The organism is Algoriphagus yeomjeoni (assembly GCF_049821175.1).
GTDB lineage: Bacteria > Bacteroidota > Bacteroidia > Cytophagales > Cyclobacteriaceae > Algoriphagus > Algoriphagus yeomjeoni_A.
On record NZ_CP187512.1, the window covers coordinates 3,367,825 to 3,381,379 of the forward strand.

Annotated in this window: 14 protein-coding genes; 7 read left to right on the plus strand and 7 right to left on the minus strand. The window is 40.1% G+C overall.

Annotated features, from left to right (window positions below):
• Positions 1-29: 29 nt before the first annotated feature.
• On the minus strand, positions 30-1,790 hold the full coding sequence (locus tag ACPUEN_RS13550) for a MutS-related protein (RefSeq protein ID WP_425636436.1): 1,761 nt from the start codon (positions 1,788-1,790) through the stop codon (positions 30-32).
• Positions 1,791-1,900: 110 nt separating this feature from the next.
• Between ACPUEN_RS13550 and ACPUEN_RS13555 the strand changes: the two genes are divergently transcribed.
• The 3 genes from ACPUEN_RS13555 to ACPUEN_RS13565 are packed head-to-tail and all read left to right on the plus strand — an operon-like array spanning position 1,901 to position 3,662.
• Positions 1,901-2,074, plus strand: coding sequence for a hypothetical protein (locus ACPUEN_RS13555; protein ID WP_425636437.1), 174 nt, complete (start codon positions 1,901-1,903; stop codon positions 2,072-2,074).
• Between the two features lie 25 nt (positions 2,075-2,099).
• Complete coding sequence (locus ACPUEN_RS13560; protein WP_425636438.1) at positions 2,100-2,930, plus strand: hypothetical protein; 831 nt, start codon at positions 2,100-2,102, stop codon at positions 2,928-2,930.
• Positions 2,931-2,984: 54 nt separating this feature from the next.
• Positions 2,985-3,662, plus strand: coding sequence for a nitroreductase family protein (locus ACPUEN_RS13565; RefSeq protein ID WP_425636439.1), 678 nt, complete (start codon positions 2,985-2,987; stop codon positions 3,660-3,662).
• A 49-nt stretch (positions 3,663-3,711) separates the two neighbouring features.
• Here the strand turns inward: ACPUEN_RS13565 and ACPUEN_RS13570 are convergent, their stop codons facing one another.
• From ACPUEN_RS13570 to ACPUEN_RS13580, 3 genes are read right to left on the minus strand one after another with little or no spacing between them, the layout of a single operon-like run.
• Entirely contained in the window at positions 3,712-4,566 is an 855-nt protein-coding gene (locus ACPUEN_RS13570; RefSeq protein WP_425636440.1) for a mechanosensitive ion channel family protein, read from the minus strand.
• Between the two features lies 1 nt (position 4,567).
• Positions 4,568-5,296 (minus strand): methyltransferase domain-containing protein, encoded by a 729-nt coding sequence (locus tag ACPUEN_RS13575; RefSeq protein WP_425636441.1) that lies wholly within the window; start codon positions 5,294-5,296, stop codon positions 4,568-4,570.
• Positions 5,296-6,372 carry a type III polyketide synthase gene (locus tag ACPUEN_RS13580; protein WP_425636442.1) on the minus strand — a complete coding sequence of 359 codons (1,077 nt, stop codon included), beginning with the start codon at positions 6,370-6,372 and terminating at the stop codon, positions 5,296-5,298. Before ACPUEN_RS13580 ends, ACPUEN_RS13575 begins: the two co-directional genes overlap by 1 nt.
• 152 nt (positions 6,373-6,524) lie before the next feature.
• Here ACPUEN_RS13580 and ACPUEN_RS13585 point away from each other — a divergent pair, with 152 nt between their 5' ends.
• Positions 6,525-7,472 (plus strand): UbiA family prenyltransferase, encoded by a 948-nt coding sequence (locus ACPUEN_RS13585; RefSeq protein WP_425636443.1) that lies wholly within the window; start codon positions 6,525-6,527, stop codon positions 7,470-7,472.
• Here the strand turns inward: ACPUEN_RS13585 and ACPUEN_RS13590 are convergent.
• Entirely contained in the window at positions 7,469-8,584 is a 1,116-nt protein-coding gene (locus ACPUEN_RS13590) for an NAD(P)/FAD-dependent oxidoreductase (protein WP_425636444.1), read from the minus strand. The two genes, ACPUEN_RS13585 and ACPUEN_RS13590, sit on opposite strands and share 4 nt — an antisense overlap.
• A 107-nt stretch (positions 8,585-8,691) precedes the next feature.
• On the opposite strand from ACPUEN_RS13590, the gene ACPUEN_RS13595 reads away from it, so the two are divergent.
• Positions 8,692-11,217, plus strand: a complete 2,526-nt coding sequence (locus tag ACPUEN_RS13595) for a zinc-dependent metalloprotease (RefSeq protein ID WP_425636445.1) — start codon at positions 8,692-8,694, stop codon at positions 11,215-11,217.
• A 268-nt stretch (positions 11,218-11,485) separates the two neighbouring features.
• The gene (locus ACPUEN_RS13600; RefSeq protein ID WP_425636446.1) at positions 11,486-11,893 is read left to right on the plus strand and encodes a Fur family transcriptional regulator; all 408 of its coding nucleotides are present in this window, start codon (positions 11,486-11,488) and stop codon (positions 11,891-11,893) included.
• Here ACPUEN_RS13600 and ACPUEN_RS13605 read toward each other — a convergent pair.
• Entirely contained in the window at positions 11,890-12,117 is a 228-nt protein-coding gene (locus tag ACPUEN_RS13605) for a hypothetical protein (protein ID WP_111613159.1), read from the minus strand. The two genes, ACPUEN_RS13600 and ACPUEN_RS13605, sit on opposite strands and share 4 nt — an antisense overlap.
• 150 nt (positions 12,118-12,267) lie before the next feature.
• On the opposite strand from ACPUEN_RS13605, the gene ACPUEN_RS13610 reads away from it, so the two are divergent.
• On the plus strand, positions 12,268-12,741 hold the full coding sequence (locus ACPUEN_RS13610; RefSeq protein WP_111613160.1) for a YcxB family protein: 474 nt from the start codon (positions 12,268-12,270) through the stop codon (positions 12,739-12,741).
• Positions 12,742-12,940: 199 nt separating this feature from the next.
• Here the strand turns inward: ACPUEN_RS13610 and ACPUEN_RS13615 are convergent, their stop codons facing one another.
• Entirely contained in the window at positions 12,941-13,447 is a 507-nt protein-coding gene (locus ACPUEN_RS13615) for a fasciclin domain-containing protein (RefSeq protein WP_425636447.1), read from the minus strand.
• Positions 13,448-13,555 lie beyond the last annotated feature (108 nt).

The window sequence follows — 13,555 nt, forward strand, 5'->3', positions numbered from 1 at the left end:
ATAATCTCAAGAAACAGAACTCACATTTCTTACTGAAAACGAATTCCCATCAACTCCATGAGTTTATGTGCATTGAAACTCGGGCATGCCCCCCGTTTAATTTTGTAATCAAAATCAATATTCTGATCGTGAATCTCAGAATGAAAACTGTAATTCCACACAGTACTCATTCTTTCTTCCAATTCTGCTAACTCAATATCGTGCGTACTGATGATTCCAAACGCATTGGTATCATTCACTTGCCTGATCAATGCTTCTGAGCCAGCGATACGATCTTCGGTGTTTGTTCCCTTCAAGATTTCATCCAGCAGGAAGAAAATTTGCTCTCCTTTCTCGATTCTATCGATCAGTTTCTTAATCCTGCTGAGCTCCGCGTAAAACGAACTTACACTTTCTCCCAAGTTATCCGCATTACGCATACTGGTGTAAAGTTGAAAGTCACTAAACCCAAATTCCTCAGCGAAAGGTCTTAAACCTAGATTGACCAACACACAATTAATCCCGAGCGTTCGCATAAAGGTGGTCTTTCCACTCATATTTGCCCCTGTGAGCAAAATGACTCGCTGATTCCCATCAATCTCGAAGTCATTAGGAACCGCAATTCCAGGTGAAAGCAATGGGTGAGAGACTGACTTTGCTTTGATTCCCTTTTCTATAGAAACAATCTTTCCAGACCCACCAACTTCATTTTCAAATGCCCCTAAGGAAATCAACACTTCCCATTCTACTAGCTGAGCTGGAAAGTGAGCAACTAGGTGACCATATTTTTTCTTCCAAGAAACAAGTCTGACGAATAAAAACAAGTCTGTCCAAAAAATGAAGTTGATCGGGATATACAGAATATTTATCCGGTTTTGCATCCAAAGTCCTAAGCTATCCAACTGATTAAAAAGTGTTGACGCTTTAATCCCTTTGGTCAGAAACGGTGCTTGCATTTCGCTTAAAAGAGTTGATTGCATGGGTTCCATTTCTAACACAGCCAGCCAATAACGATAGGTTTTCAATTGGTGGCGACTTGGAATTGAGTCAGCAGCTTTTTTTAATGGCTTAAATACCATTCCCAAAAAAGCCATCCCAATCAAAATCCAAACACCGAAAAGTGCTCCAGGGACTATTCCTATATATATTAAAACGGAAAGCGTCAGACCTCCGATTGGACCAAGTAAAGCGCCAACGGTAATTAACAGGTTACTTTTATCACTTTCTTCCAGCCACTTGATCCAGCTTGAGGTTGATTTTTCTTCATTATAAAAAGCAATTCCTATGCTTTCCATCGCTTGAAGAAACTCAGATTTTAAGGATAACTCATTAGAGGCTTCTCGAAATGCCCCAGCTTTGTCCAAGTCAAACTCAGATTTCATTTTGGCAGCAAGGATTTCCTTGCCTTTCTTAGACACCGTGTGATTCAGGAGTTGGAATAAGGAGTGGTCTCCAAATAGATCCAGGTCATTGGAGAAAGGATGAGTTTTTTCTTGAAATTCACCACCAGCATCAAGATCTTTTAGGTTTCTGCCAACTCGCTTTTCTCTAGCCAGATTCATGGTCCGAAGCGCTAAATAAATAGCCTCCTGATCTTTCTGATAATTATACTTTCTAATCAAAGAAATGAAAATGGCTACCGAGACTGCAAAAAACAATAACCAAACTGGACTCTCCGCTACCGCCAAAACAAACAATCCTCCCATGCCAAAAAAGACCACCAAACGCAATAAAGAGTAGGTTCCGACCTTACTTTTAACAGCTTTCAGTTTTTCCGACAGATTAGAATTTTCAAAATCAAATCCTTTCATGCCCAAAGATAGGAATTGAATTAAGCTAACTAATCAAATTGGCGCAATCCTTGTCACCTATTCAAATTTTTAGCAAGTCCTAGACGTTTATCATTAACTACATTGGAATTATGAAAAATGCCAAACCTAAAAAAACGACTGAAAAGGAAATAGAAGCTGAGGACTGGGACCTTTCGGAGGGAATGGGAATTCTACCTGACGATATCTCATTTACTCAAAACATAGGATGTGTAGGCGGAAAGTCCAAAAAGCCAAACAGTTCAATAAAAAAACCAACTAAATAATTACCAAAATCTATCGTAAAAGACCATGAAAAAGACACTTAACCCCGCAATTTTATTTCTGATGATCTTCGGCATCATGCTCGTATCCAGCTGTGATATGAATGAAGAACCGCCAGTACCAAATCTTGCAGTTGTCACTGAAGACCTGGAAGTCAATATGGCATTTGAGGATTTGGATAACCTTACACTCTCAGTTCTGAGCACTAGCGGACTCAGCGCAAGAACTTCTGTAAATATCCCAGCTTCTAATATTTGTGAAGGAGCAATAATCACCTTAGATGAAAGCACAAAGACAATTAAAGTTGATTTTGGTGATGGCTGCACCAGCGAGAATGGCGTCATTAGAAAAGGAATCGTGAATTTGGCCTACACTGGCAACCTATTAATTACTGGTGCAAAAATCACCACTACATTTGAAGGCTATGAAGTCAATGGTCATAAAATCGAAGGCACAAGAACACTTACTAATAAAGGTGTGAGCCTCGAGAATGGCACGATCACTTTGGAAGTAAAAATCCAAAATGGAAAAGTCACTTGGCTTGATAATACGTTTGTCTCGTTGACAAGTGACCAAGTCCGTGTCATCAAACTTGGTACACAGGGAGAATATGAAGCTTCCATTACAGGTACAGCTTCCGGCACAAGTCGTGAAGGACTTAACTATACAACTTCAGTTACTGAGGCATTGGTTTACACAAAAAGCTGTATTGATTCAGGAGTGAGAATCCCAAGTTCTGGAATATTGGCATTTCAGTACAATGGTATTGACATCACGGTGGATTACGGAGATGGAGCCTGTGATAAAATGGCTACAATCTTCTATCCAAACGGATCGTTACCAGTTACACTGGATTAATTCAACTCCAATTATAAAATCAAAACGGCTATCTTTCGATTTAGCCGTTTTTTTATGGACAAGAAAATAATTGAGGGTTTTGAGCATGTCAGATATGAGCGTCCGCAGCTCAGTCTGGAGGAAATGACCTTGCGATCGGAGCAATTTTACCAGGAAATGGATCAACGTCGGACAGTTAGAGAATTCGATTCACGTCCAATTCCAATCGGGATTCTGGAAAACATAATCCTCACAGCAAGTACAGCTCCCTCAGGCGCGCACAAGCAGCCATGGACTTTTTGCTTAATCTCAGATCCTGCTATCAAAAAGAAAATCAGAGATGCTGCCGAAGAGGAGGAAAAAATCAGCTATTCGAGCCGGATGCCGGATCAATGGAAAGCTGATTTAAAACCATTGGGAACAAACTGGGAAAAGCCTTTTTTGGAAGAAGCTCCCTATTTGATTGTGGTGTTTAAGCAATCCTATGGAATGGAAAACGGTAAAAAGGTTCAGCACTATTATGTGAACGAATCCGTGGGACTTGCCTGTGGATTTCTAATAGCTGCAATTCATCAAGCAGGACTCACCGCAGTGACCCATACGCCAAGCCCGATGAATTTCCTGAGTGAGATTCTTGCAAGACCATTTAATGAAAAACCCTATTTGCTCATTCCAGTGGGTTATCCAAAGGCAGAAACCTATGTGCCAGATATAAAAAGAAAGTCACTTGATGAAATCATAAAAAGGTTTTAAAAACAGAAAGGCGATCGTTTGATCGCCTTTCTGTTTATTGAGCTTCACTTTAAGAATTTGCCTTTTCTTCCGCTGCTTTTTCTTTGATCTGATGAACCACACGCTGAGGAAAAGGGATTTCAATTCCCGCCTTTTCAAATTCCGTGTTGATCGCTTCCATTCCGTCAAAGTGCATCGGCCACAATTCACTTGATTTGGCCCAAACACGAACCACCAAGTCCAAAGAGCTATCTCCAAAATTGGTTAGCGCTACGAAAGGTGCAGGGTCTTTTAGGGCGCGAGGATCATTTTCGAAGATATTCAGAATGATTTCCTTAGCCTGTTTAATATTAGTACCATAAGCCACCCCAACATTCAGTTCTGTTCTTCGAGTTGCCTGGGTACTCATATTTACGATATCTGAATTTGCAAGACTACCGTTTGGAAGAACGACTTCTTTATTGTCGAAAGTCATCAAGTGAGTGTACAAAATCTGAATTTTGTCTACGGTCCCTGTATGCCCTTGAGCCACTATTACATCTCCGACTTCAAAAGGTTTAAATCCTAAAATCAGAATACCCCCTGCAAAATTTGAAAGAGAACCTTGCAAGGCCAAACCTATAGCCAAGCCTGCGGCACCAAATATAGCCACTGTAGATCCTAGTGGTGCTCCCAAAATACTGGCCACACCCATGAATAAAGTGATGTATAATACGATTTTAACAAACCCAAAAAGAAATTCATTTAGAGAAGGATTAGTCTCCCTCTTTTCCATGAAATTTCTCAATCCCTTTAAAAGGGCATTTACAATAAGTTTACCTACAAAGTAAAAAATTATGGCAAATATGATTCTTGGTACAATTAAGTACGCCATGTCTATCGCACGTTCATAAAATGCATTTACCGTTTCCTGAGAAAATTCCATGTTAATTAATTTTGGTTGATGATTCTTTAAAATAAATAGTCACTTGCCAACGAAAAGCCCAATGCCAGCTAATTTTAAAATTTTCTATAAATGCAGATTGCAAAACCCTTTCCCAATCTGATCTCGAAAAGCTACGCAAAACCGATAAACATGCATCGTTCCGAACCATTTTTGACTTGCTAAATACCCGAGTCAACCACTTAATGCTATAATAAGCAAGTGGATGTCTGTGCAAATCGTTAATGATTATTCCTAAGCGGGATTTTGCTCGAAGAGAGTCCAGCAATTCTACTAACTCGCTGTCTGTAAAATGATGTGTAAAGAGCGTACACGTAGAGATATCAACTTTTTCTATAGAAAATTCAGCTTCAAAGACATTTTGAGTTTCCCAAGTGACTTCTGTTAAGTCAAATAATCTAACCCGCGCAAGGTCAATAATGTTCCTGTTTGCGTCGATTCCAATAAAATTAACCGCTTTTCCACGACTTTTGGCCCAGTTATTCATCACTCTGATCATATCACCTCCACCGCAGCCAATGTCTGCTACAGTATAGGAATCTTGTGGATAACTCTTAAAAATCTTTGCCAAGCCAACAGTAGTCACATAATTTCCCCCCAGCCAGCGGTTAATGGTTTTTAGCTCTCGCAAAGTCTGGTTAAGTTCCTCTCCAGAGCAATTGAGGTCGTCCATCAATTCTTTCTCTTCACTTCGCTGCGCAAATTTGCCCATCACTTTTCCAGAAGTAAAGTTTCTAACGTAAGCCCAGGACCAAATCCCATAGAAAGTATATTTCCCTGAATTTGCTCGTCACGCATCATTCTCTCTAATACAAATAGTATGGTGACAGATGACATATTTCCAAACTGCTTAAGTATTTCCATTGCATGAGCATTGACCGATTCTTTGAGACCAAATGCCTCTTGAACTTTCTGCAGTATCTGCTTTCCACCAGGATGAATTGCAAAGTTATCCACAGTGGATAACTTGAATTTCTGCTCAAATTTCTCTTTCAATTGGCCAATGCCTTGATCAAGAAGCGTTGGAATATACTTACTTAGACGCATCTCAAAACCAAAATCTCCGATCCCCCAAGCCATATCTTCCTCGCCTTCACGAAGTACCTGACTGAGGTACGATTTGATTTTCAATCCCTTTTCGGACCGCATCACCAAAGCCGCAGCCGCCCCGTCGCCAAAAAGTGAATTTGCAAGAATATTATCCTCCACATATTCCTTCTGAAAATGCAAGGTGCACAACTCCACGCAAACCAACATTACTTTAGCATCTGGCTCTGCCTTAACAATTTTATCTGCCAATTTCAACCCTGTAAACGCCGCATAGCATCCCATGAAGTGTACGCAGTACCGTTCTACGGCATCATCTAGCTTAAGACTTTTCATCAAGGCCAACTCTACTCCCGGAGCCATCATTCCGGTGCAGGACACCAAAATTAAATGCGTAATCTCCTGAGCTTTTACATCAGATTTTGAAAGGCAATTTATCACAGCCTCTTCACAGAGATTCGGTGCAGTCTGACGAAAAACTTCCATCCTTGCTTTAGTACCGGGAAAAGGTTCAAAGTCTTTAGAATTCGGAAAAAAGGAGAAGTCTTTAGGATCCGACTTCTCAAAATCACTTAACACACTATAACGGCTAGAAATCCCGGACTTCCTATACAAAAAGCCCAATTTACGAGACTCCACCTCATCCAGCTGATGTGCTTTCTGCATAAAGCTAGCTATGGCTGATTGATCTATTGGGTTGCCTGGATTAGCTACGCCTATGCTTACGATACCACTAATCATAAACAGCAGATTGAACCTGAGGAAATACCCATCGTGCCTAAACTATTTGTTGATTCTATTTCTGTCATTAAATAAATCCTTAAAGATTTGATTCCCCTAATTTGAAGTTCATAATATCAAGTTAATTGAATATATCTAAATTGGCTGAATGTATGGTAACTATGTCCAGCTGGAATAGTTATCAGCTCAACCTCAAGGACGATATGATCTCTAGTTCTAGCCTTAAGCATCTTCGAATTCCCTTTTCGCTCTTTTTGATGCCTATCTTTTTCTTTGCTTTGGCACTCACGCCCAATCATAATGAGTCCAGAATCCTCTGGGTTTTCATTGCTCTTCATCTTTTTCTCTACCCATCGAGTAACGGCTACAACAGTTATTTTGATAAGGACGAAGAAAGTATCGGAGGACTGAAGCATCCACCAAAAGTCACCAAAGACCTCTTTTGGCTTTCACAGGTATTATTCCTACTTGCGATAGGGATCGGTGCAAGTATCAATTTCAGTGTTGCGCTTATGATTTTGATTTATGGGCTGGTGAGTATGGCCTATTCTCATCCCGCCATCAGGATCAAAAAGTACCCCTGGCTGAGTTGGTTTATTGCTGGGTTTTTCCAAGGATATTTCACCTTCGCCATCGCTTATGCCGGCCTGAGCAATTTAAGTTGGGAAGTCCTTTACAAGCCTCACGTATTTATCCCAGGGCTATTAACAAGCTTGATGCTTTGGGGGAATTATCCTCTGACACAGGTTTATCAACATGGAGAAGATGCAAGGAGAGGCGACCGGACCTTAAGTTTGGTATTGGGAATCAAAGGCACTTTCCTTTTTTCAGCCTTGACATTTATGGTGACCGGTGCAGGATTCGCCTGGTTTTTCTTGGATCGAAATCAACTCGATATTCTTTGGATTTATCTAGCTGCGATGACTCCGATTATGCTTTACTTTTTGACATGGTTTAGCTTTATCCGACTAAACCCAACGAAATATGCAAATTATAATTGGGCGATGGGAATGAACTACTTCTCTGCACTTGCACTCAACGCATTTTTCATTTATTACTTTCTGGAAAACACACAGATAGTGCAAGCTTTGGGTTATTAAAAAGGTTTTCCGTGGGTGTTTTTTATGATTTGGTCTGAAATAAAAGGCACATGCTGAATTAACATTCTTGTCAAAACTGACGCTTGATTAGATCCGAAAAGGCGTTGAACCTTCCTTCCTAGCCAAAGTCTCCGCTCAAAAAGTGATTTCCAGGAATGCACATATCGCGCCTCAATTTCTTCTCTGGATTTTCCTTCCAAAATTGCGTCCGCTGCCAATTTCCCAGCATGAATAGCCATAGCCATTCCGTTGCCGCAGAGTGGAGTGATTAATCCAGCTGAATCGCCTGCCATGAGTATATGATTATCCACAGGCTCCTTTCGCTCAAAATTGATCTCATTGATCACCTCCGGCTTGTCAAAGAGAATTTCACTTTCTGTGAAAAATGGTTTCAGGCTGGGATTTTTCCACAATACTTCTCGTTCCATTGCCTCAATTGAGCCGTATTCCCGCAATTGCCCCCTATCTCCCAGATAGCACAAGTTAACTTTGCCATCTTCTATGGTATTCAGTCCACAATACCCGCCTTTGAAATTATAAAGCGCAACTGTGCTTCTATCGAAATCAGTCTTTATGTGATATTTAACTCCTATATACGGACTTCTCTTTTCGATGAAAGCTCGCTTAAGTCTTTTGTCCAATTTAGATCTCTTACCAAAAGCTCCGATTACATTTTCAGCCCTCAACTGTGATCCATCTGCCAATTCAATCTTGAAAAAACTCTCATTCTCATCAAAGACCACAGACTCTACTTGCACTCCCGTTTGCACGGCACCTCCTTTTTCCAAAACTTTATGATAGATGTGATCATCTAGCACGTACCGGCTAATCCCAAAACCTCCTAAATCTAAAGGTGTGGAAACGCTTTCCCCTCCAGTATCGGAAAACAAGAACCTGTTGATTTGAGGCAATTCAAATTGACTGGGCAGCAGGTCTTCCCTTTGTAAAAAATCAAGTACTTCATTGGATAAGTATTCCCCGCAAACCCTGTGAAAAGGATAGTTTTTCTTTTCGACCAAAAGTACTTCTCGTCCGGCTTTGGCCAATAAATAACTTGAAATCAAACCTGCCAGTCCACCTCCAATTACAACTGTATTTTGTCTATCGTTCACAGTTCTGCCTTTAAATTTACATATACACCGTTCATCAAAAATGGATGCTCTTTACAGATCCTTTCTAGAAATTCACGGTTTAGAAAATACCTAACCAAATAATAACTATGAGAAATACGCTACCCACATTACTCAGGAGATTAACATTAGTCCTTGGTGTAATAGGTGTGATGTTTTATTCTACGGATACTTTTGCTCAGAAAAAGAAGAAAAAGGATGCCAAGAAAGAAGCGGCTACACCAGCAACCCCAGCCAAACCAAAAGGTAATGATTCAGATCCAAAACCTTACAAAGAGGTAATCACTGCCAAGGCAAAATCAAAAGATGGACTTTTCAAAGTTCATCAAATTGAAGACAAATACTATTACGAAATTCCAGATTCCCTTCTAGGAAGAGACATGCTGATGGTCACTACCATTGCCAAAACTGCCGATGGAATTGGCTATGGTGGAGAGCGCACCAATACGCTAATGCTTCGTTGGGAAAAGTACAACAACGATATTCACCTTAAAGTTATCTCTGTAAATAATTTTGCAGCAGATTCCCTTCCTATCGCGTTAGCTGTTAAAAATTCCAACCTGGAGCCAATCCTACAGAAGTTTGCTATCAAATCTCTCGCTACAGATTCTACTGGAATCGTAATAGAGGCGACGGATCTATGGGCAAAAGATGTACAGGCAGTTGGACTTCCGAAAAATGAGCGTACGCAATATAAAGTCACTCGACTAGATACAGACAGATCGTACATAAGTCACATCAATACGTATCCAATCAATATCGAAGCGCGATACGTGATGACTTATCTTGCAAATGACCCTCCATCAAATAGTTCTACTGGTTCAATTACATTGGAGATGAATTCTTCCATGTTACTTCTTCCAAAAGAGCCAATGAAGCAGCGATTAGGTGATCAGCGTGTAGGTTGGTTTAGCCGTTCGATTGTAGATTATGGAGCTGATGCTCAAAAAGCGCAGAGCCGTACCTTCCTTGACAGATGGAGACTGGAAGTGAAGGATGAGGACATGGCGAAATTCAAGGCTGGAGAATTAGTAGAGCCTAAGAAGCAAATTGTTTATTACATCGACCCTGCTACTCCTAAGCAGTGGATTCCATACTTGATCGCTGGTGTAAATGACTGGCAGGTTGCTTTTGAGGCAGCAGGTTTCAAAAATGCTATCGTTGCTAAATTAGCTCCTACTAAAGAAGAAGATCCTGATTGGAGCCCTGAAGATGCGAGATATTCTGTGATCAGATATTTCGCTTCCGATATCCAGAATGCTTATGGACCTCACGTGTCTGATCCAAGATCAGGTGAAATATTAGAATCTGATATCGGATGGTATCACAACGTAATGAACCTATTGAGAAACTGGTTCTTCATCCAGACAGCAGCGATCAATCCTGAGGCACAAAGTGTTCAGTTCAAAGACGAAGTGATGGGCCGCTTGGTACAGTTTGTCTCTTCTCACGAAGTAGGTCATACACTTGGACTTCCTCACAACTTTGCATCTTCTCATGCTTATCCAGTGGAAAAACTAAGAGATGCGGCATTTACCAAAGAAATGGGAACAGCTCCTTCAATCATGGATTACGCGAGATTTAACTACATCGCTCAGCCAGGTGACGAAGGTGTTAGCTTAATGCCAAACGTAGGCCCTTATGATAAATATGCAGTTGCTTGGGGTTATAGACCAATTCCTGATGCTGCTACTCCAGAAGATGAGTTGGCAACTTTGGATAAGTGGATTTTAGAAAAACAAGGTGACCCTATCTACCGATATGGACGTCAGGGCAATAGCTATGATCCTACTGCGCAGAGTGAAGATTTAGGAGACAATTCTATGAAGGCTTCTGAGTACGGTATCGCTAATTTAAAGCGTATCATGCCTAACCTGATGGAATGGACTGCTGAAACAGACAAACCTTACAAAGATTTCGACGATCTGGAAGAAATGTATGGACAGGTGCTTACGCAATTCAATAGATACATGGGTCATGTAAGAACCAATATCGGTGGTGTAGCTGAAGTTTACAGAGCTGTTGGACAGGATCTACCAGTGTATACACATACTTCAAAAGAAATTCAGAAGTCAGCTGTTGATTTCTTGAACAAAGAGCTTTTCACTACGCCAGAATGGATGATGCAAGATGACATCTTTGCAAGAACAGAAGATTTTGGAGCTTTAGAAAGAATCCGTGGAGTACAGGCAGGCACGTTGAATTCAGTACTTGACTTAGGAAGACTAGGCCGAGTAATCGAAAACGAAGCCTTGAATGGCAATGAAGCATATAAGATGACAGAGCTATTCGATGACCTGAGAAAAGGCATCTGGACTGAGCTATCGTCCGGTAAGACAATCGATGTTCACAGAAGAGCATTACAAAGAGCTTATATCGAGCGTATGGAATATTTGATGACCAGCGATGGACCAACTATCCCTGCCTCTTTCAGAAGATATGTAGGCCCGCAGATCAATGCTTCTCAGTCTGACATCAGACCGATGGCTAGAGGCGAATTGAAAATCTTACAGAGAGACATCAGAGCAGCAATTGTTAGAACTTCAGACAGAATGTCTAAGCTTCACCTTGAGGATGCATTAGAAAGAGTAAACACTATTCTAGATCCAAAGTAAGAGTTTGAAAATACAAAGTATAAATGGGCGTCAGTTTTGGCGCCCATTTTTTTTGTAAAATTTCTCGCGGCGACGCAACGACCCAGCGATTTCCTTTTTATCTTTTTTATTCAGGGTCTGCTTTTTTATAATTAACTCACCTTTGAAAAAAATTGGGCACAACTAATCCATGATTTTAATAGTAAAAAAACGTTTCGTCGCCGCGCTGCTGCGAGAAACGAATGTCTTGAAATCAATTTTTGATTAGTTTTGTTTCAAACACATGAACATGTCCTCACCACTTTCCATACTTCAAAGTCATAAACTACGCATCACAGATTGTCGTCAGGAGATTATCCGAGAGTTTCTGGACAAGCAAGTGGCTTTGGCTCACTCGGATTTAGAGGAATCACTGGATAGCCAGTTTGATCGGGTGACGATTTATCGCACGCTAAAAACTTTTGTAGATAAAGACGTAGTGCATAAAGTACTTGATGATAGTGGAGCCACTAAATATGCGCTATGCTCACATGAAGAGGCAGATCATAACCACGAACATGTCCATTTTAAATGTGAAATCTGTGGAGAAACCACCTGTCTAGAATCTATTACCCTTCCGAGCATCAAACTTCCTTCAGGGTTTAGAAAGAAGGAAATGAATTTATTAGTACAAGGAGTTTGCAACAAGTGTCATTAAAATTCGACGGGCTCAGGAATTCTCGATTTTGGTGAATCACTTGGCCATTGCACCCCTGGAGGTAAATCTATCTTTGGTGGTGTAAAATCCTCTACTCCGCCATCTCCATCATCTTCACTCCTACCACCCTTTCTTAAAGAGTTTTTAGTCATAGTCGCCATGACATATATCAAGATGACGTATGCCAAACCACAAAGGATCAAATCGATTACAAGACTGCTCATCGCTAAAAGTTTGAGATAATATAATTGAATACAAGATTTAAATCAATGGTAGCGCCGATTTGTTTTCGAATAAAGATGTTTTTTATGATTTAAGCGGGCTTGCTAATTCCCTTGGATAGGTGGATATTTGCGCTCTGAAAAAGAAAAGTGATGATAGTAAAAACAAAAAAATATCAACTCCCTACTGGCACCTATATTAAAATGGCTTTGGTCAATGTTTTGAAGGAACAATGGTGGGTTATCCCAATAGCATTAGTAATTATGTGCGGTTATTTTTGGATTCCCTCGATATGGTGGATCATCGGCGCATTGATAGCATACGGACTTTATGTGCTGTTTTGGGCGATCCAGTTTACAGGAGTGACTCAGATGGAGCAAAACAAGGTGATTTTCGATAAAATGGCTTATGAAATCGACAGCCGTCAGATCCTGATGAAAATTAATACCAAACAAGGCATGCCCGTGCAATGGAACATGATCAAAAATGCTGAAGTAAGAAAAGACGCTTTCGTTCTTTATATGTCCAAAGCTCAATTTATACATCTTCCTTTCCGGATTTTCAACTCAGATAATGAGCGAAAATTTATGGAAACAATCCTGAAGCGTAAAGAACTGATCAAATAAGCACATATCAATACATCGCAAAATGCCTCCTTAAATTGGAGGCTTTTTGCATTTTACAGGTTTAGATATCCAATTTAAAAATCGAGAAATTACTGAAAATTTTATCTCTGATTTTAAAAGCTAGACAACATTTCAGGCTTTCACAAAAAAAAGCCCATCCAAAAGGATAGGCTTCAAAGGGTTGAAAACAACTATTCAATTACATTGGAGGCATGATCACTGTATCGATCACGTGAACTACTCCATTATCTGCTTCAATATCTGCAGCTGTTACTGTTGCATTGTTGATCATTGCTTTTCCATTCATCAAAGTCACTTTGATTGAGCTTCCTTCTACAGTTTTTGCCATTTGACCGTTTTTCAAGTCAGAAGACATCACTTTACCTGGTACTACATGGTAAGTAAGAATTTTTACCAATTGAGCCTTGTTTTCTGGCTTTAGTAAATTCTCTACTGTTCCAGCAGGTAGCTTCGCAAAAGCATCATTGGTAGGAGCAAATACTGTAAACGGTCCGTCTCCTTTTAAAGTACCCACCAAATCTCCTGCTTTCACAGCTGCTACCAAAGTAGTTAAGAAATCTTGGGAAATTGCCAAATCAACGATATCAGCTTCAATTTTTGTCTCATGGACTGCATTCATTTTTGGTGCAAAAGAAGATGCAACTATTAGCATAGTGAGCATCATTACTATTCCTAATTTTTTCATTGTTGTTAAGTGTTAATTTTAATATTGGTTGAATACCCCTATAACACTACTTATAATCAATTGTTTTTCAGTTTTTTAAGAATTGTCTTTCATTCGGTGATTAAAAAC